We start from the raw sequence: 18918 nt of genomic DNA, 5'->3' as shown, positions 1-18918 counted from the left end.
CACATCCGCACGGCAGGCCTGCACATCCGCACGGCAGGCCTGCCGATCAGGTCATGTCGCGGCGCGAGACGAGTAGCGCGGAGAGGCCGAGGAACACCACCACGTACGCCGCCAGCACGATGCTCGCGGTCAGCGGTCCGGCAACCGAGACGACCCCGGGGATCGACGTGTTGGGCTTGCCCGACGGGTCGAGGGCGGTGGCGAGGGAGCCCGCGCACGGGCCGATCAGCAGCTTCTGGACGCCTTTCAGTGCGGACAGGGTGCCGGCCAGTCCGGACACCAGGTTCTCGACCGCCAGCAGCCAGAGCAGGCCCACTCCGATGGCGGCCCCAGTGCCGCGCAGCAGAACGCCCAGGAAGATGCCCAGGCTCGTCGCGGCCGTGCTGATCAGCCAGATGGCGCCGATTCCGGCCAGCAGCGTCGCCGTGTCCGGCCAGTGCGCGGGCCGGCCGGTGAGCGCCGCGATGAGCGCGCTCGCTCCCGCGCCGACCACCACCACCAGCACCGAGATGCACAGTGACGCCGCTGCCACGGCCCCGGCCTTCCCGAGCACCACCGAGGTGCGGCTGGGCCCTTGGACCAGAAGCGTGCCCCAGGTCCCCCATCGGTGCTCCCCGCCGACGAGGACGGCGCCGAGGATCAGCATCAGCGCACTGCCGAACATGGGGTACAGGCTGACGGTGCCGGACAGGAACTTGTCCGGCAGCAGACCGTTGATCAACTCCTCGGGATCACCGGACGATCCGATCGGCTTGTTCCTGATGGCCAGCCAGATGATGTACGGGACCGCCATCCCGAAGGCCACCGACAGCGCGACCCACGCCCCGCCGATGATCCAGGCGCCGGGGCGCTTTCGCGTCGACAGCAGCTCTGCTCGAAGGACACCGTTCATCGGTTGGCCGCCTCCACGGGTGCCGGTTCAGTGGGCCGGTGTTCTTCGACCAGGTCGAAGAACACGTCTTCCAGCGAGAGGACCCGTTTGCGGAGTTCGCTGACCTCCAGTCCGTTCACCACGAGCAGCCGGTTGATCGCGGCGGCCTCACCGGGGTCGACAGCCACCTGCAGTTCCCCGTCGACGACCGTCGCCGAGCGGACGGCCGGCAACTCGCGTACCAGCTCGGCGGCGCGCTCGGGCGCGTCCACGGCGACCGTCAGCCCGCCTTCGCCGACGCCCCGGCGGAGTTCCTCCACCGTGCCGTCGGCGATCAGCCGGCCCCGGCGGATCACACCCACCCGGTCGCACACGTGCTCCACCTCGCCCAGCATGTGGCTGGACAGAAGTACCGTGCGGTTGTCGCGGCGCAGCCCGGTGATCAACTCCCGCATGCTCGCCATGCCTTCGGGGTCGAGACCGTTGGTCGGCTCGTCGAGGATGAGCAGCGCGGGGTCCTTCAGCAGTGCGGCGGCCACCCCGAGTCGTTGTTTCATGCCGAGCGAGTACGTGCGGAAGGCGGCGTCCGCCTTGGCGGCCATCCCGACCTCCTCGAGGACTTCCCCGATGCGGGTGGCGGGTACGGACGCGTATCCGGCGAGGATGCGCAGGTTGTCCCGGCCCGACAGGTGCGGGTACAGGGCCGGGGCCTCGATCAGTGCCCCCACCCCGCGCAGGCTGCGCGGGGTCCCGGCCGGGTGGCCCAGCACCGTGGCGGTTCCCGAGGTCGGCCGGATCAGCCCCACCAGCATGCGCATGGCGGTGCTCTTTCCTGCCCCGTTGGGGCCGAGGAATCCGTAGACCTCCCCGCGGTGGATACGCAGGTCGAGGTCGAACACGCCGGTGTCCGGGCCGTACTGCTTGGTCAGTCCGCTGGTGCGGATCGCGTAGTCGTCGCTGTCACTCACCGGTGGTCCGCCGTTCGCTCGAGCTGCCGCGGGCGACGGCTGAAAGGACACCGGCGGCCACCGCGGTCTCCGCGGCGAGAATCACCACTGCCCACGTCGGCCCTACCCAGTGCTGAAGGCTGCTGAACCACACCGACATCATCGCGCCGTAGGCCGAGAGGAGAAGGAGGAGGGAGACGCTCCCGTAGAGGGCGTAGGTGCGGATGTCGCGGGGCGGGTAGGCGCTGAGGCTTTCCCGGGCGGCCGGGTCGCGCCAACGCAGTCGCAGCCGCCAGAACCGGAAGGACTCGCGGCGCAGATCGGCGATGTTCAGCGCGTGGGTGAGCATCACGTAACCATCCGATCGTAGAACTGGCAGCAGGCTGATCGCCGTGGCACCACTGCCGAAGAGCAACAGACCGGCGGCGAGCGGCCGGCCGAACATGCCGTCACCGGCCAGCCACCACCAGGCCGCCACCGGCACCAGCGCCAACCAGCTGACGAAGATGCCGGCGAACGCGGTGCCCACCCGGGCCCTGCGCCGCTGGAACAGCACGATGTCGTCCGTGCGACAGTAGGGGACCAGCATGGGAAACCGCCAGCTGACTCCGATCTCCGTTACCCTGCCGCCGAAGTGACGACACGTCACGCCGTGGGCGAACTCGTGCAGCACGGTGATTCCCCACACCACGAGCGCCGAGAGCGGCAGGGTGATCATCGGGTGCTTCTGATGCGTCGCCTCGTGGGCCAGGGCGCCGACATGTGTCCAGACGAACAGCTGGACGGCGGCCAGCAGGACGAACGCCGGGACCAGGAACGCCGTGCGGAAGGCGAAGGACAGGCGGCTCGCCAAGGTGGCGCACAGCTGATCGGGGCGCAGGATCACCCAGCGCCGGCGCAGCCAGCCCTGCCGCGCCGACTGCTTCGCCTCGTGGGCCTGCTTCAGCCTGTCCAGCGCCGCGTCGTCGGCGTACCCGTCGAGCAGTTGGTAGCGGCCGAGCATGGTGAAGATCTGCTGCCAGTGCTCGGGGCCCAGTCTGCGGTCGAAGGTGTCGACGTAACTGCGCCCGATGTCCTCGATCGTGTGCTGTCCGTCCATCAGTCCCATGACGAAGTACTCGCGGGAACCGACCCGGTAGTAGCAGCCGGTGCGCGCGTCCTTGACGTGGTGAACGGTCCTGGGGCCGGAGCGCATGCCCGGGCCGAGTGCCACCTCCGGCCGGAGCCGGGGCCGGTCGTGGGCGGTGCCGGTCACCGCTGCGCCTCCTGCGGAGCCGTGTCGGACAGTGCCTTGCACAGGATGTACGACAGGTAGATCTCGTCGAGGATGCTCACCCCGAGCCGGTTGTTGGTCATGTGGACGTAGGAGCTGAGCACGATGGCCAGTGCGACCTGCGGGTCCTGCACGGGTCCGTCGCGGAAGGTCAGGGACCCCGCGTCGGTCATTCCCAGTACCTTGTCACGGAGTTCGCCGCAGTGCGCGAGCCACGATCGCTCCAGCGGGGTGGGTGCTGTCGAGGAGGCGTCCCTGGCGCTGTCCCGCACGTGCTCCAGCCGGGCCACCAGCCGGTCCTTCATCCGCTCGTAGCTGCGGTCGAAGCGCTTGTGCTGGTCGTCGCTGGGTTCCTGGTACGAGGCCTCCCACATCATGCGGTAGTTGACCAGGAAGCGGGCCACCGCCTCCTCGTCGCGCAGGAACGCGAAGCACAGTCCCGCGGTCAACTGCGCGGCCTGGCCCAGCAGTACGGTGCGCACGTGCACGTTGGTGGTCTCCAGCAGGGTCATCACCGTCTCGCTGGATTCCTGGAAGTGCCACTCCGCGAGTTCCATTCCGGCCGGGCCCCCGTACCGGTCCAGTTCTCGTTCGTAGGGGATGCGGGCGACGCTGTTGTTGTCCCGGAACGGCATCGTGCCCTCGGCGCCGTACAGCTCGTTCCAGCGCTCCTCGCTGTACTCGGCCAGGAACATGTTCTTGTACAGGTCACCGCTGGCGTTGCGGTCCTCCTCGTACAGGGCGGGGCGCTCGCGCAGGTACGACTCGAGTGCGGTTCGCGCGGCCTCGGCGACCTTCGCGATCGCCGACGCCTCGGCCGGCAGCAGGCGCAGCCGGATGTGCGGGCCCTCCAGCCAGTAGCGGATGAAGAACCACGAGCGCAGCAGACCCTGTTCGCGCAGGCTCTCCACCAGCGGCCGCACGCAGTTGACCAGCACCGGGTTGGCGTTGGCGGCGTAGAAGACGTGGAGGCTGATCCAACCGTCGCCGTCCGGTTCCGCCTCGATGTGCCCGCCGTCGTTCGCGTCCTGATCGGCGCCCATCACCGCTCCGCATCCGTTGCTTTGATTCCGTTGAGTTCGACCGTGAGTTCGGTGACGTACCGGTGCCGGTCGTCACGCAGCCACAGCTGGTCGGGGCCGGGCAGCATTTCGGTGAGTGTCACCGCCGAGTCGCTCTTGCGGACTGCGGCCTCGAACAGCCGGAGGCACGTGTACGAGTCGAAGTCCACGTACTGCGGCTTGCGTTCGCCGCCGAGACCGGCGAACACGTGGCGGGGCAGCCCGGCCGCCCGCTGCCATTCCCGCCATGCGAGGAACCACTCGTGGTCCGGTTGGCCGGCTGTCGCGGGCGGGAGCTGGTCGGCGGCGAACCGCCAGGACTTGCGTTGCAGCACCACGTTTCCGAGCCGCACGCGCGGAGTCGCGCCGTTGTCGCGCTCCGGGATGCCGGTGCCCTCCCACAGGTCGAGTTGGACCATGGTGGTGGAGGAGAAGTTGAGCAGTACCTGCTGCACCTCCGGCAGTGCCATCGGAAGCAGGAAGCCGAGGTAGACGGGAATCACCTCGACGCCCAGTGCGCGGGAGCGCAGAAGCAGCCGGTCGGTGGCCGCGTCGTGCTCGACGACCAGGTCCTCCACCGGGATCTGTTCGTGCGGCGGCCGGAAGCTGGTCTCTCCGGGGCAGACGATCTCGTAGGGCGTGACGACCGGATGCAGGTTCAGGTTCGTCGTGTCGTAGCCGCCCTTCAGTTCGGCGAACACGGCTCCCTCCGGCACGGCGTCGTCCAGCGACCGGCGCAATGACGTGGTGAGGCCCTCGTCGAAGCAGTGCGCGAACCGCGAGAAGAGCAGGGTGAGTCCGGAGTAGACCCGGTTGACGACCACCAGCGGGTCCTCGGTGCCGTCCTCGGCGATCTGGAGGAAGAAGGACAGCGAGCGCAGGCGCTCGTGCCCGGGCAGCAGCCCCTCCACCGTGGCCAGGAAGTCCTCGTCCAGCTCGACATCGGCTCCGGTGGCGCGGGCGCTCCGGTAGCGGAGGTCCATCTCCCGGGCCACCGCGGCTCGCGCACGGTCGACCGCCGTGATCTCCTCCTGCCGGAACCAGTTGTCGTAGTGACGGAAGTCGGTGCCGTCGAAGCGCTGGTGGCGCATCAGCCGCTTGTTGTAGTTCTCGTAGAAGTCCTGGTTGAACTGGTGGGCGAACGAGAGGAAGTCCTCGCAGCGCCCGCCTTCCCCGTAGCGTGCCCGGAAGAATCCCTTGGTGACGAGTCTGCGTACCAGGTTTCCGTCGAACGCCGGGAGGATCCTGGCGAGTTGCTGGAGCCCGGGGGTGAGTTTCCGGGTCCAGGTCGAGGCGTCACCGGTCACCGTCAGTCCGGGCAGGGTGGTGTCCTCGTAGACCAGGGTGCGCAGCACCGGGGTGTCGCCGCGGCCCGCGAGACGGTGCGCCTGTGCCGCCGACTCCCTTATCCCGGAGAGGAGTTCACGCCTCTCGGGCAGGCCGGCGTCCGCGAATCGCTCGACGTCCGCACCCATCCGCCCGACGAGCACGGCGATGTCGTCGGCCCGGTCCGTTCCCAGCCGCGACAGCCCCTTCCGGTACGTGGCGACCGGGTCCGGGTCGTGGATGTCGATGTCCAGATCCGGCACAACGAGCAGCCCCAGCCTGAGCAGCTGGGCCAGGTACCGCTCCACGTCCTGCTCGGGCCGCTTGCCGTCCATCGCGCACAGCTGTCGTACGGCGTCGCCGAACCGCAGCGTCCTGCCGTCGCGGAACAGCGTGAGGACATCGGTGATGGCCTCCCCGCCCGGCAGGTAGAAGAGACTCTCGTGCACGGCGTCCAGGGTGACCGCGGCATCCGCGTCGCCGTCGGCACCGCGGAGCTTGCGCAGGTAGCGAACCCGGTCGCGGTGCACCTGTGTTCCGCTGGTGGCTCTCACCGGCAGATCGCGGCGGACCTCCGGGTTTCCGGTGAGCTGGTCCGACAGTCTGGCGAGCAGGGCGATGTTCAGCCGGGTGCTGCCCTGCTTGCCCCAGCCGCGGACGGAGGCGGTGAGCGGCCTGCCGTCGCCCTCCGCGAAGGCGCCGGCGGACACGGCCGTCAGCGTGCTGAACGGGCTGGTCTTGCACGCGGTGCGCAGCAGGTACTCCAGCAGCGACCGCTCGATGCGCCGTTCCCGCTTGCTGAGCGGTCCGTCGGCACGCCGCAGGAAGTCGTCCAGGTATTCGTCCAGTGACGGGGACGACAACTGGACGCCGTGGCGCAGATCGGTCTCCGTCGCGACGCGGCGCAACTCCCTTCGGACCGCGGCGATTTCGTCGCCGAGGACTCCCGAACCGGTCCGCAGCAGTTCGTCGTGTCGTTGCCGGTCGGCCGACCACGCGTGCAACTCGTCGAGTTCGTCGGCCGAGAGCAGCGGTTCGGCCGCGGTCAGGCCGCGCGGGGCACGGGCGTTGAAGACGTCCCGACGCAGATTGATCAGTGCCCGTCGCGCCTGGGGATCGTCGAGGTTGTCGGCCACGCGTTCTTGCAGGGAGTCGGCGATCCGGGCCGCGCGCTCGCTCAGCCGGTGCCGCGCGTCGAGGACGCCGTCCCCCCATGCCGCGGTCGCCGGAGTCGCCAGAGCGGCCGCGGTTTCGAAGGGAAGACCACCGACACGCAGCATGAACCTCGGCACCAGGTGCCAGGTCACGTGCTCCGTGCTCCGGTGATCGGGCGGGGTCGCTGCGGACGCCGTGCGGGGCATCGTCGATGGCGGCGCGCTGGATTTCACGGATCAGCCCTCTCAGACCAGCCGGTAGTCGTAGTCCGCGCTGTCCGCGCGTTCGTGGCCGAGCAGCACGAACAGGAAGGTGCGCTCGTCGCCGTCGTCGAGGCCGACCGCCTCGTCGATGGCGATGTTGTCGAAGCCGAGCACCACTCCGCAGCCGACGTTCAGCGCGGCAGCGGTGGTGTACGCCGTCTGTGACAGGGCGCCCACCTCGGAGTTGAGAACGCGGTAGCCGCGGCTGCCGTAGGCATCGAGCGTGCTCTGCCACCGGCCGGAGATCGCCAGTACGGCGGCGACCTGCTCCAGGTTGTAGTTGCTCAGGTAGTAACTGCGCTGCAGCTTCTCGGCGAGCGGCATCTCGGACACGACCCGCAGCCGGTGCCCGGCGGCGTCGTAGCGGTAGGTGCCGCTCGGCAGGCCGGTGACGCGGTTCGCCAGGACGTACAGACCCGTCAGCCCGACTTCGTCGGGCACCACGTCCGAGAGGTACCGCTGCCCCGCCGCCGTGCCCGCCAGCACGGTCGCCAACTCGTCGAGGTGCAGGGGGCGGGAGCGCGTGAACGAGCCGAAGCTGGTCCGCCGCGAGCGCAGGGCCCGGCCGACGTCCCGGCCGAGCCGGCCGGTCAGCGGCCCGGGCAGGTCGACCTCCTCGCCCCCGGCGGGCTCCCGCGGCACGAGGCCGCGGGCCACCGAGGGCCGCGGGCGCTCACGACGGTCCGCCAGGACCGCGCGGTGCACCTGCTCGATCTGCTCGAAGGTGCGGGGACGGGCCGATCGCTCGAAACTCGGCCGGTCGATGAGACCGCCGCGGTCCACCGGATCGACCTGGGCCGCCCGGTCCGCGGGCGGGCCGAACGGCATCGGCACCACGGCCAGTACGGTTTCCTGATCGGTTTCGAGTCCGAGCAGGCGGTTCAGCCGCTCGTCGTCGAACCACAGCGTGCGAGTGAGGCGCCGGCCCGTTCCCCGCGCGATCAATTCCCAGCATCCCAGCAGCGCACCGGCGTCCTGTGTCACCACGTGGTAGCAGAAGCTGTTGTACTTGAAGGAGTTCTTCCAGAAACGCACGGTCACCACGAGGAACCCGTCCGCCGCCCCGTCCCCGTCCCCGGACTCGCACGCCGCACGGACCTCGTCCGTGAGGTCACCGGCAAGCAGCCGCTCGAAGCTGTGGTGCGCCGTCGAGTAGTGGTAGACACCCGGAAGCAGCGGGCTGCCGGGCCCGGCCACCCAGTAGACCTCCAGCGGGTACATGCCGCCCCCCGAGGCGGTACCGCGCCCCCACAGCGCCTCCGGGTAGAGCACCCGGACATGGCTGTCCTGGTTCCAGCTCACCCGCAGCCTGCGGTCGAGCACGCCGTACGACAGCCGCAGCAGCGTGGCGAGGGAGTCGAGGGTCCAGGGCGCCCCGCGGCCGACGGGCGGTTCACCGAAGAGAACCTCCGCGGTGTCCTCCAGCGCCAGGCCGACGCCCGCCGGGAGCGGGAAGCGCCGCACCCCCAGGTAGGTCTTGTGCCGGGACGGCTGGTCGTCCCAGTCGGGGGTGAAACCGACCGGCTCCATCGGCTCCCGACCGCGCCGGAACACAGACTCGACATAGCCTTTCACGACCTGCGTTCGGTCTACGGACACCGGACTTCCTCCTTCGGCCCGCGGGCGGGCCGACGTGACGGACGGGACTCACTGCCGGGTTCCGCACCGGACGGACAGCGCGCGGAACCCGACGGGACGGCTCAGGGGAACGGGTGCGGCCTGCGGTTCAGCCCCGTGGGACCGAACCCCTCGTCACGGGCGTGGATCTCGGCCAGTTCTCCGTCGAGGTACGCCTGGAGCCGCGGATGGCCCAGCACGCGCTGCCGCTCCCAGCCGAAGTCGATCGGCACCAGCCCGGGCGCCAGTACGCACAGGGTGCGGATGCCGGTGCCGTGCTGCTCGGGGCAGGTCTGGTCCACCGCCACGACGTCGCTGCCGGCCTCGCGCAGACGTTCCATCACGAACCGGGCGTCGTCCGCCAGGTCCAGGGTCGCGGGTCGCTGCGCGAGCCACGGACCGTACAGCTCGTCCATCGACCGGAGCGGTGCCGCCTCCAGCAGGAAGTCGGCCGTCGACGCCATTTCAGGCAGCCCGTACAGCAGTGCGTGGTGAGTGAGCTCGTGCACCTGGTTGTAGTCGGCGGCCATCTCGCGCAGCGCCGGCAGCTTCGCCTCCACCCGTTCGTCCATCCCCGGGATGTAGGACGCCGTCTCCGCGATGGCGGCGCGCACCGCCTCCACCGGGTCCAGGCTCGCGCCGGCGGCGAAGCACAGCTTGCCCAGTCCCCCGTCCAGGCGCTCGGCCACCGCCATCACGGCGGGCACCGGGACGTCGACGCGCATGTCGAACAGCCGCATCCGGTAGCCGAGCCGGGCCACCCGGTCCAGGACGAACCTGATCTCCTCGTCGACGAGGGTCGACTGGTCGATCTCGGGCAGTCTGGCCGCGCCGTACCAGCAGAGCAGGAACGCGTCCCGCTCGATGAGTTCGAGCATGCCGTGCAGCAGTGCCTCTTCCACGCTGCTGCCGCTGGCACAGCCGTTGGAGCACTCCTGGACGAACTTCCGGTCCGGCCGGCGGTCCAGGTAGAAGACGAACTGCTCGGGCACGAGCAGCGGACGCTGCTCCCCGAAGGAGTAGCCCCACACCCAGTGGGTCGGGGTGTCAGGGTGGTACGGCTGGTAGTAGTCGTGGTGCCCGGTGTAGAACTCCGGGCTGTACGAACCCATCGCCATGGGGTCGAGCGCGTTCGGCTTCAGTTCGTTGTAACTGGCGTACGTCTGCGTCTGCTTGGCCCGCGGGAACTGCCCGGCGTACCGCTCCATGCCTTCCAGGACGCCGTACCGCTCGCTGCTGGCCGAACTCTGCGACTGCCCGCTCCACCACATCTCGTGGTAGTCGTACTTGCTGCGGACCCGGAAGTACCCGCTGACCGGCAGAGTGGCGCTGCACTGGTACACACGTCGTGCCGCGCTCGCCAGCGCTCCGCACACCTCGTTCACCAGACCGGCGGTCGGCAGGTTCAGGTCCGCCGCCGACGCGCCCCGGTAGCTGGTCGGGCCCGGCTTCGGCCGGGGGCTCAGCGGGAGCATCGCGCCCTCGGCGGTGTCCGGTACCGGGGTGGCGCACCGCTCGCACTCGGAGTCGGCGACCAGCTCGTGCCGGTTGACCGTCAGATCGCGGATCCGGAGTTCCACGATGCGCCCGATCCGGCGGTCCCCGGGGGCGAGTCGGCCGTCGGCCGTCTCCGTGTGGACGATCTGGGCGATCTGTTCCATGGCGAAGGGCGTGAGCAGGGCGTCGTCACCCGCCACCCACACGTCCGCGCCGTCCTCGACCGGCTTGCGCTCCTCGACGGGGCGCAGCGCCAGCCAGCGGCGTTCCAGGCAGAGCCCGCACGGCTGACTCGTACCGTCGGCCCGGTGCAGCGGCCCCATCAGTACCGTTCCGCCGTACAGGCGCACCGGGTAGACCAGACCGTCGGCCCTCCGCGCCCCGCTCGGCGCGTGGCGCTCAGGCAGGCCGAGCACTCCGACGTCGACCGTGACGCCCGCAGCGGCGTACCCGGCCAGATGGTCGCGGACGACCTCGACCACCCCGGGGCCAACCGGGACCGTCACGGTGGTCACCGCGCTCGACTCCACATTCATCCGTCCACCCAGTCGATGAGAAGATAGGGGTGTGCGGCTGCTTGCCACTTCACGGACAGACCCCTCCTGTCGACGGGGACCGTCCTGCCAAGCAGCCGCACGTTTTCAGCCCATGTGCCTGGTCCCGGGCAGGTGCCCGGCGACCTGGTCAGCCGTGGGTCAGCTGGTGCTCGAGGAGCAGGAGCAGCAGCTGCTGGTGGAGCAGGAGCAGCAGCTGGAGCAGGAGCAGCTGGAGCTGGACCAGGCCAGCTCGACGGACTCGTCGGTCATCTCCTCGACCTCGAACGTCGCGCTCTCGAGAGCGCTCAGCTCGTTCATGAGCTCAACGGACATGGCAATCCTCTTTTCTCGGGATGTGCTCGGGTTGTGCCACCCGGAACGGGACGTTCCGAGAACCGTGGCGCGCCTCGAGTGGGCGCGGACCGGCCGACTGTCCGGCTACTTCGCGGCGAGCAGGACCGTGCCTGTGGTCATTCCGCGGACTGCCCTCAGATCGATCGGTGTGGTGTCGACGAACAGCGCGCGTGTTCCCTCGGCTTCCAGCCGGGCGAGCGCTTCGGACATGGGCACGTCGAGTTGGTCGAAGGACCACTCGGTCTTCGCGTCGGCCGGGACGAGGACCCTGGGATCGAAGTCCGCGATCAGCGGGTCGCCGAAGTCCATGGGTGCGCCCTCGTAGTGGCGGCCGACCGCGAGTCCGACGGCGTCCCGCACCGCTTCGCGTACCGCGGCACGTACGGACAGCGCCGAGCCGACCGCCCAGTCGACCTTCCCCTCGGAGTCCTCGACCATCGCGAGAACGGCGAAGGACGGTGCGGCACCGGGCAGCGCCCACACCCTGGCGGACCGGCCGATGGGCCGCAGGCTGCGCAGCGCGAAGGCCGTCTCGTCGTCGGTGCCGAGCCACTCCTCGGAGAGCGGGACGGCCGGTTCACCGCCGCGTACCGCAAGGACGAGTCCGCGATGGGCGAGCGCCGAACACAGTCCTCGCTCCCGCACCTCCTCGGCGGTCCAGCCGACCGCCGCGCCCGCGGGGCTCGGCTCGAACGTGAGGAGGGAGTTGGCCGGTGACAGCGGGTGGACTGCCGCGGCCGGCACCTGCCACCGGCTTTCGTCGTACAGGGACACGGCGGCCACCATCGGACCCGCCGCCCGCGCACCGGCCGTGGGCAAGCCGCTGAACAGGCCGAGCCGTTCGGCCGGGACCGCTTCGGCGTCGGCCGCAGGTTCTCCGTCCGAAAGCCCGGGGGAGCCGAGCCGGCCCACGTAGCAGGCGACTGCCGACTGCACCGAGCGGGTGCGGGCGACGAGGGCCGTGTCGATGTCGAACGCGACGATCTCACGTGCCGCGTCGGTCAGGGCCAGGGCCGGACCCAGCCGCACCCGGCCCGTCTTGAGCGGGATCTGCCGAATCGATTCGTCGGTCCATCCGGACATGACGCCCAGTTCCGGGGAGACCAGAACAGCCGCGCGTCCATAGGCGTCGCTGTCGTCCGCGGGCGGAAGCACCTCCTCGGGCGGCACCGCCTGGTGGCGCAGCGGGCATCCGGGATGGGGCAGCACGCGTTCGCGGCGGGATTCGAGCGTGGTCAGGTCCTGGATCACGGCGTGCCGCTCGTCATCCATCTGCAACTGCCCGGTGCGCAGCCGGAAGATCTCGAACGCCAAGGCGTTGCCGACCATGGACTGTGTCACCGGATCGCCGCTCGGGGCCCCGGCGCCGGTCGGGCCGAGCGCCAGTCGGCGCCAGAGGTCGGCCGTCCGACGCGGATCGGAGTTGGCCGACAGACGAAGCTGGGCGCACACCCAGCACGGCTGCTCACCGGGTCCGGAGATCGGACCGACGACCATGCGGGTCGGGTCGGCCACCACCGGGATCAGTCGAGGACCCTGCGGAGCTCCGTGCAGGCGCCTGGTCAGGTCGAGCACGGCGCTGCTGTCCGACTCGTCGGCGACCGCCACCACGACGTCGAATTCCGTCAGGTCCTCGGGAGTTGACGGCAGCACCACGACCTGTGCCGGTGCGCCCGCGTCGGCGAGCCCGGCCGTCTCGCTCTCGAACTCCCGTCCCCACGCCGCGTCGTCCAGCGACACCTCGGCCAGCCCGTTGCGCAACAGACCGCGCACCGCCGCCGCCGCGACACCACTCGGTGAGCCACTGACCAGGACCCGGGAAGAGCGGAAGCGCGCGAACAGCTCCTGTGGCGTCCGCTGGTCCGCGTGCATGAAATGTTCGACGAAGTTGATCTGCGGCGCGAACCTGTCCAGCACTTCGGCCGGCAGCGTCCCCGTGCCCGCGCCCGGAACAGCACGGGCGAAACCCCTGTCGAGCAAGGTGCGCATCAGGCCGACGGCGGTCTTGCGCCGGTTTTCGTCCAGGCCTTCGCATATTTCCTCGACAGTGCGTTCACCCGTCATTCGGGGGCCGAGGACAGACATCCATTCATAGGCGCCCGCGCCTTTGAGAACACACGATGTCTCTGAACTTCTCAGATAAATTCCGGTGTCGACGCGAAGGAATACAACGTCATTGCGCAACCGGGGTCTTACGCCTGCCAGAGGTATATCTTCGGCGGTTCGCATAGCGTCCTCTCGCGGGATCATGCGCCGACTGTGGGGCGACGCTACGCGCGTCCACCGAGGAAGAGTGTGTTGGTTGGTCTAGGGCACGTCAACACTCTGTGCAAATCTCGGCAACCCGTGCCCGATTGGACCACTTTTGTAGCCATGGGCAACGCCGCGCGAATGCCGGATCGTAGCGACACCATCACCGATTGCACTTTCGCGCCCCGCAAAATGGGCGATCGGAACCCATTGGTCTCGACCAAAGCCCTTGACCGGCCATCCCCGGAAAGCGCGATCGGCGCGGGCGCCGCGGTTCACGTGCCGGCTCCACCGTGCCGCGGCCCCCTCCACAACCCACGGCGGCCGGCCCGGAGAGGCCTTCAACGATGGTGTCGGTGCGGCGGAGGCCGGCGTGGCGGCGCACGCGAACTCGCCGAAGCACCCGAGGCCGAACCGGACGAGCTCACCGCCACCTACTCCGGGTGTGCCGTGGACCGCGGGTCCGTTCCGTCGCCGGTGCGGGCCCACGCCGCGCGGCGACGGGACTCGTCCTCCTGGGCAAGGCGGCGCAGCACGGCCAGGACGGGTTCGAGGAGCAGGACGACGATGGCCGCGTGTTCGGCGAGCCGGAGGCGGTCCTCGATGTGTTCGAGCCGGTCGAGGTCCAGTCGGGCTGCGGCGGCGGCGAGTTCGGCGTAGGGCAGCAGTTCCTCCGTGCCGTACTCCATGCCGAGGCGGTTGAGGTCCATCAGGCTGGCGGCGAGTGCTCTGCGGTGCGGCGATTCCTCGGAGATCTCCCAGCGCATGGCCTCCAGCAGCTGGTCGACCCGCGGCGCCTGCTCGTCGACCGCGTCGGTCTCGGCGGCGTCGACCGGAGTGGGCAGGGCGTAGTGGACGACGCGGAGCGTGTCCAGCGGTTCGAGCGGCTGGTCGATCGCGGTGAGGACGTCGCGGGCGGCGGAGATGGACAGGCCGCCGCGGGCGGTCAGGGCGCGGATCAGCCGCAGGCGCTGGGCGTGTTCGTCGCCGTACAGGGTCAGGGTGGCCCCGAGGGATCGGCCGGGCGGCAGCAGGCCTTCCCGCAGGTAGTACTTGATGGTCCCGACCGGTGTCCCGGTCAGGCGGCTCAGGTCGGAGATCCTCATGCGCTCGCTCACTCGGCTGTTCGGTATGCGCCCAGTCTTCCAGACCCCCAGATGGACACCCCTGTTCGGTAGTGCCACTATTGAGCTAGAAAGTGAAGGTTTCTAGCAAGCGTCCGACCAGGCGCGATGCCGGAAACCGCTCACTTCCGCCCCTGAGCGCCACCCCGACGCGACATCGCAACTGGAGCACCATGCCAGCCCCACGCCCCACCGGACCCGGGTCCCACGAACAGGCCCCCGCCACCCGCCACCGCTGTGGGAGGAGCCATGTCTGAACCGCCCCACGCGCTCAGGGCCAGCGCACGCGGACTGCTGCGCAGGAAGAGCCTGTGGCTGCCGTCCGCGGTGATCCTCGGCCTGCTGTCGTTCGTCCTCTCCCTGCTGTACCTGGGCGCCAACAACAACCCGGTCGGCTCGATGAAGGACCTGCCGATCGCACTGGTCAACGCGGACCGGGGCACCCAGGTCGCGGGCAAGCAGGTCAACCTGGGCGAGCAGATCACCCCGCAGATCGCCCAGGACCCCGGCTCGAAGGGCAAGGTCGCCTGGAAGCAGGTCGACCGCCGAACCGCCGACGACCTCCTCGCCAAGGACAAGGTGTTCGGCGCGCTCGTCATCCCGGACGACTTCTCCGCCTCCGTGGCCGCCCTCGGCGGCCCGCCCCAGCACGATCCGCACCCGCCGACCATGACCGTGCTGACCAACCCCGCCGCCGGAAGCTTCGGCTCGAACATGGCGTCCGAGATCAACCGCCAGGTCGTCCACACCGTCTCCACCCAGGTGGGCCAGGAGCTCACCCGGCAGCTGGGCCAGCAGGCCCAACCGCACGCCGCCTCCGGCTCCACCGAGCACCCCGCCGCCCCCGGCGCCGCCGCACAGCTGATGATCGCCGACCCGGTCAAGGCCGCGATCGAGGAGGGCCACCCGCTCGGCGACCACAGCGGCCTCGGACTGAGCGCGTTCTTCTACACCCTCGTCCTCGTCCTCGGCGGCATGCTGGGCGCCAACGTCATCCACACCCAGCTGGACACCGCACTCGGCTACATCGCCAGCGACAAGGGCCCGTTCCGCACCACCAAGCCCGTGCAACACCTCAGCCGGGTACGGCACTTCGCGGTCGGCTCGGTCCTCATGGCCGTCCTGTCGATGGCGACCTCCGCACTGGCCATGGCCGCCGCCGTCGGCGTCGTCGGCATCGATGCCTCCCACCTGCCCCAGCTGTGGATCTTCGGTACCTGCGCCACGGCATCGATGGGCATCACCGCCCTGGCCCTGCTCGCCGCCTTCGGCACCCCGGGCCCGATCATCTCCATGCTCGTGCTGATCGGCCTGGCCATCCCATCCGCCGGCGCCACCATCCCCCTTGAGGCACTGCCCGGGTTCTACCGGTTCCTCGCCGACTTCGAACCCTTCCGCCAGGTCGTCGACGGCGTCCGCTCCATCCTCTACTTCGACGCCCAGGCCGAGGCCGGACTGGGACGGGCCTGGAGCATGGTCGGCATCGGCTTCGCGGTCTCTCTCCTCCTCGGCCTCGCCATCACCCGCCTCTACGACCGTAAGGGCCTGCACCGCACCGCGCCCCACACACCCGCACCGCAACCCGCCCCGATCGGCTGACCCGCCCACGCACCGTCCGACGCCGGCCCCGCGCCGACGCCGGACCGCCGGTGCACCGCCCCCGTATGCCCGCACGACACCTGGAAGGCCCCCGTGCCCCGGCACACACCCGAAAGAACTCCCGCTCCACCCGGCCGAACCACACCGAAGACCCTCGCCCGCGCTCCCCGCCCCGAGACCCCTCCCCCGGCCGCGCCGTCCCCGCAGCCACTCGGCCGCATGTACCGGATAGCCACCCTCTGGAAGACCCGGCTGGAGCCCCTCCTCAAGCGGCACGGCCTCACCGCCACCGGCTTCCATGTGCTCGTCACCCTGCGCCAGGCCGGGCCCGCCCACAGCCTGACCACCGGCGAACTGGCCGCCCTCGACCTGGTCACCTGCTCCGGAATGACCACCCGCGCGGACAAGTTGGAGCAGCAACGACTGATCATCCGCGAACGCGACGACCACGACCGGCGCATCATCCACCTCAGGCTCACCGAACACGGCCTCGACCTCGTCGACCACCTCCTCGCCCACTACCGCGCATGCGAACAGCGCCTACTGGCAACGCTCGACGCCGACGAACAGCGGACCCTCTCCAAGCTGCTCGGCAGCATGGAGCACTCCCTGCGACACGACGGGCAGACCCTCGTTCCGCACGTGCGCTGCGACGGCCGCGACTGATCTTCGCTCACGTCAGGAGGAAGCTTTGACGGCGGACCAGCCGCCGTCCACCACGAGGGTCGTACCGGTGATGTAGGAGGCGTCGGAGGAGGCCAGGAAGGCCACCGCCGCGGCGACCTCCTCGGGGCGGCCGAAGCGCTTGGCGACGGTCTCGGCCACGCTGTTCGCCCGGCCGACCTCGTCCACCCGGTCCCAGGCCGCCGTCATGATCGGGCCGGGGAGCACGGTGTTCACCCGGACCTCGGGCCCGTACTCCACGGCGAGTTGACGGCCCATCGAGCACAGCGCGCCCTTGGCCGCGGCGTACGCGGGGTGGCCCGGGATGCCGACGAGCGCGTGCACCGAGGAGGCGAGAACCAGCGAGCCCTCGCTCGCGCGCAACAGGTCGGCGAAGGCCCGCACGGCGAGCCAGGATCCCTTCAGGGTGACCGCGAGCTGGCGGTCCCACTCGTCCTCCGCCAGTTCGTGGGCCGGCTTGACGGTCACGGTGTAGGCGTTGCTGAACAGGACGTCCAGGCGCCCGTAGCGGTCCCGGACGTGTGCGGCCAGTCCGTCCCACACGGCGGCGGCGGACACGTCACCGTGCCGGTACTCGGCCCGGCCGCCCTCCCGGACGAGGGAATCGACCAGGACCCGGCCGGCGTCGTCGTCGATGTCGACGGCGGTCACCGCGGCGCCCTCGGCGGCCAGCCGCCGGGCCGTCGCAGCGCCGATGCCGTTGGCGGCGCCGGTGACCAGGGCGACCCGCCCATGGAATCTGCGAGGTGTCTGCTCGGGCATGGCCTCACCGTAGCCCTTGGCACTGATTGCGGAAATATCCAGGCGAAGAGGCGGCGGCTCAGGTGGAGCGGGCTGGTTTCGGAGGCGCCCTGAGCTTGGGCTCGGACTCAGCTCCCGATGGTGCCGAGCAGTTGCCTCAGGCATAGGCGGATCGCCAGAACCGGTGAAGGACCGCCAATGCCCTGTGCCAGGCTTTCGACGTGTGTCATCCTGCGCAGGGCGGAACCGGGCGGCGGGGGGACTCATGGGCAAGTCGTCAGACGAAGCGCTGTTCTTGGCGGCCCGTGCCGCGCACCGCGTCCTCCATCACATGGTGGTGGAAGGAGGTCAGGCCAGGGACTTGGAAGCCGACGTCCAGGCGGCCGGGCCGGCGATGTTCGGGGTGCTGAACGCGTTCCTGCGTAACGTCATGGAGTACGTGTTCAACGGCTCGGAGCCCGTCGAGCACATCCACGCCTACCTGGTCCAACTCCAACAGGCCCATCCGTCGGAACTGAAGGCCCTTCAGCCGCAGCCGATGGCCGTGTTCGTCAAGGAACAGATCGGGCCCGGCGCTCCTCCGCCCGGACAGTCCCGATTCCAGGTGAACGACGGAGTCGTCTACCAGTCCCGCCTGATCGCCGAGTACACGGCCAAGCACGAAGGCTTCTCACGCGACCAAGTGGAGTTGTACCTGCAAGGTGCGACAGCCCGATACGTCACGGGAGGCTTCTGAGCTTCCGGTGACGGCCTGGCACGTGTCGCCGAGCTGTCCCGAGTCGCAAGCGACGCCAGGACCGCTCTCTCCGGGGCGAGCCGGCCGCCGAGGATTCCTCGCGGTGTCCTGTGCGCGGAGTCCACGGTCTCGCCACCCGACTGCAACTGTCAGAAGCTTGTGGGGATGCGGCAAGGGGGAAATACCGATGCCAGATGTCAGGGGCGTGTTGCTGCCCGCCTACGTGGTGGCCGACGAGTCCGGATCGATGGCGGTGTGCGAACGGGAACTGGCAGACGGCCTGGTCTCGCTGCACGAGGCGCTGCGGGGCGCACCGATGATCTCGGCGAAGGTCCGGCTGGCGATCCTGGGCTTCTCGGACGACGTCGAGGAACGCCTGCCGCTCTCCGACGTGCGCAACGAACTGCAGTTGCCCCGCTTCGTCATCCGGGGGCTGACCTGCTACGGCGCGGCCTTCGAGGACCTGCTCGCGCGTATCCCCGACGACGTCCGCCGGTTGAAGCAGGAGGGGTACCAGGTGCACCGACCGGTGGTCTTCTTCCTGAGCGACGGGGCCCCCACCGATGGGGAGTCGTGGCGGGAGCCGCATGGGCGGTTGGTCGATCGGAGCATCACCAGGGCGGCCCCGAACATCATCGCGTTCGGGGTGGGCCAGGCCGAGCCGCGGACGATCGCGGAGATCGCCACCCGCCCCGACTTCGCGTTCGTCGCCGTTCCCGGGACAAACGTGGGGAAGGCCATCACCGGGTTCTTCGAGACCTTGACGCAGAGTCTGATGGAGTCGGGCGGTGCGCTGGCGAGGGGCGCCGGCGAACTGCTCGTCAAGCCGCCGGACCCCAGCATCATGCGCGTACCCATTGACATGGTGTGACCATGAGTCTGCC

Annotated in this window: 15 protein-coding genes; 4 read left to right on the top strand and 11 right to left on the bottom strand. The window is 69.9% G+C overall.

What is annotated here, in order from left to right; all coding sequences use genetic code 11:
- Positions 1-46 precede the first annotated feature (46 nt).
- The 10 genes from ACFYST_RS00490 to ACFYST_RS00445 form a co-directional block, all read right to left on the bottom strand.
- Positions 47-892, bottom strand: coding sequence for an ABC transporter permease (locus tag ACFYST_RS00490; protein WP_387636413.1), 846 nt, complete (start codon positions 890-892; stop codon positions 47-49).
- The gene (locus tag ACFYST_RS00485) at positions 889-1839 is read right to left on the bottom strand and encodes an ATP-binding cassette domain-containing protein (RefSeq protein WP_387636416.1); all 951 of its coding nucleotides are present in this window, start codon (positions 1837-1839) and stop codon (positions 889-891) included. The genes ACFYST_RS00490 and ACFYST_RS00485 overlap by 4 nt, the downstream gene beginning before the upstream one ends.
- A complete protein-coding gene (locus tag ACFYST_RS00480; protein WP_387858831.1) occupies positions 1832-3073 on the bottom strand; it encodes a hypothetical protein in 1242 nt (413 codons plus the stop codon). Before ACFYST_RS00480 ends, ACFYST_RS00485 begins: the two co-directional genes overlap by 8 nt.
- Complete coding sequence (locus tag ACFYST_RS00475) at positions 3070-4134, bottom strand: thiopeptide-type bacteriocin biosynthesis protein (protein WP_387636421.1); 1065 nt, start codon at positions 4132-4134, stop codon at positions 3070-3072. The genes ACFYST_RS00480 and ACFYST_RS00475 overlap by 4 nt, the downstream gene beginning before the upstream one ends.
- Entirely contained in the window at positions 4134-6785 is a 2652-nt protein-coding gene (locus ACFYST_RS00470; protein ID WP_387858829.1) for a lantibiotic dehydratase, read from the bottom strand. The genes ACFYST_RS00475 and ACFYST_RS00470 overlap by 1 nt, the downstream gene beginning before the upstream one ends.
- Positions 6786-6878: 93 nt before the next feature.
- Positions 6879-8426 carry a SagB family peptide dehydrogenase gene (locus ACFYST_RS00465; RefSeq protein WP_387858827.1) on the bottom strand — a complete coding sequence of 516 codons (1548 nt, stop codon included), beginning with the start codon at positions 8424-8426 and terminating at the stop codon, positions 6879-6881.
- A 170-nt stretch (positions 8427-8596) separates the two neighbouring features.
- The gene (locus ACFYST_RS00460; RefSeq protein ID WP_387858825.1) at positions 8597-10525 is read right to left on the bottom strand and encodes a TOMM precursor leader peptide-binding protein; all 1929 of its coding nucleotides are present in this window, start codon (positions 10523-10525) and stop codon (positions 8597-8599) included.
- Positions 10526-10705: 180 nt separating this feature from the next.
- Positions 10706-10879, bottom strand: a complete 174-nt coding sequence (locus ACFYST_RS00455; RefSeq protein ID WP_387636431.1) for a hypothetical protein — start codon at positions 10877-10879, stop codon at positions 10706-10708.
- A 105-nt stretch (positions 10880-10984) separates the two neighbouring features.
- Positions 10985-12964 carry a TOMM precursor leader peptide-binding protein gene (locus ACFYST_RS00450; RefSeq protein ID WP_387858823.1) on the bottom strand — a complete coding sequence of 660 codons (1980 nt, stop codon included), beginning with the start codon at positions 12962-12964 and terminating at the stop codon, positions 10985-10987.
- Between the two features lie 620 nt (positions 12965-13584).
- Positions 13585-14256, bottom strand: coding sequence for a MerR family transcriptional regulator (locus tag ACFYST_RS00445; RefSeq protein WP_387858821.1), 672 nt, complete (start codon positions 14254-14256; stop codon positions 13585-13587).
- A gap of 267 nt (positions 14257-14523) precedes the next feature.
- Between ACFYST_RS00445 and ACFYST_RS00440 the strand changes: the two genes are divergently transcribed.
- Together ACFYST_RS00440 and ACFYST_RS00435 are read left to right on the top strand one after the other, a co-directional pair.
- A complete protein-coding gene (locus tag ACFYST_RS00440; RefSeq protein WP_387858819.1) occupies positions 14524-15873 on the top strand; it encodes a YhgE/Pip domain-containing protein in 1350 nt (449 codons plus the stop codon).
- Between the two features lie 219 nt (positions 15874-16092).
- Positions 16093-16539 (top strand): MarR family winged helix-turn-helix transcriptional regulator, encoded by a 447-nt coding sequence (locus tag ACFYST_RS00435; protein ID WP_387858817.1) that lies wholly within the window; start codon positions 16093-16095, stop codon positions 16537-16539.
- Between the two features lie 12 nt (positions 16540-16551).
- On the opposite strand, the gene ACFYST_RS00430 is transcribed toward ACFYST_RS00435, so the two are convergent.
- Positions 16552-17319, bottom strand: coding sequence for an SDR family NAD(P)-dependent oxidoreductase (locus ACFYST_RS00430; RefSeq protein WP_387858815.1), 768 nt, complete (start codon positions 17317-17319; stop codon positions 16552-16554).
- A 244-nt stretch (positions 17320-17563) separates the two neighbouring features.
- On the opposite strand from ACFYST_RS00430, the gene ACFYST_RS00425 reads away from it, so the two are divergent.
- Together ACFYST_RS00425 and ACFYST_RS00420 are read left to right on the top strand one after the other, a co-directional pair.
- Positions 17564-18034, top strand: coding sequence for a hypothetical protein (locus tag ACFYST_RS00425; protein ID WP_387636447.1), 471 nt, complete (start codon positions 17564-17566; stop codon positions 18032-18034).
- 187 nt (positions 18035-18221) lie between these two features.
- Complete coding sequence (locus ACFYST_RS00420; protein WP_387636449.1) at positions 18222-18905, top strand: VWA domain-containing protein; 684 nt, start codon at positions 18222-18224, stop codon at positions 18903-18905.
- Positions 18906-18918 lie beyond the last annotated feature (13 nt).

It is taken from the genome of Kitasatospora sp. NPDC004614 (genome assembly GCF_042873675.1).
Lineage (GTDB): Bacteria > Actinomycetota > Actinomycetes > Streptomycetales > Streptomycetaceae > Kitasatospora.
The sequence above is the reverse complement of the archived record's forward strand: the minus strand, read 5'-3'. Positions and strand labels throughout refer to the sequence as shown.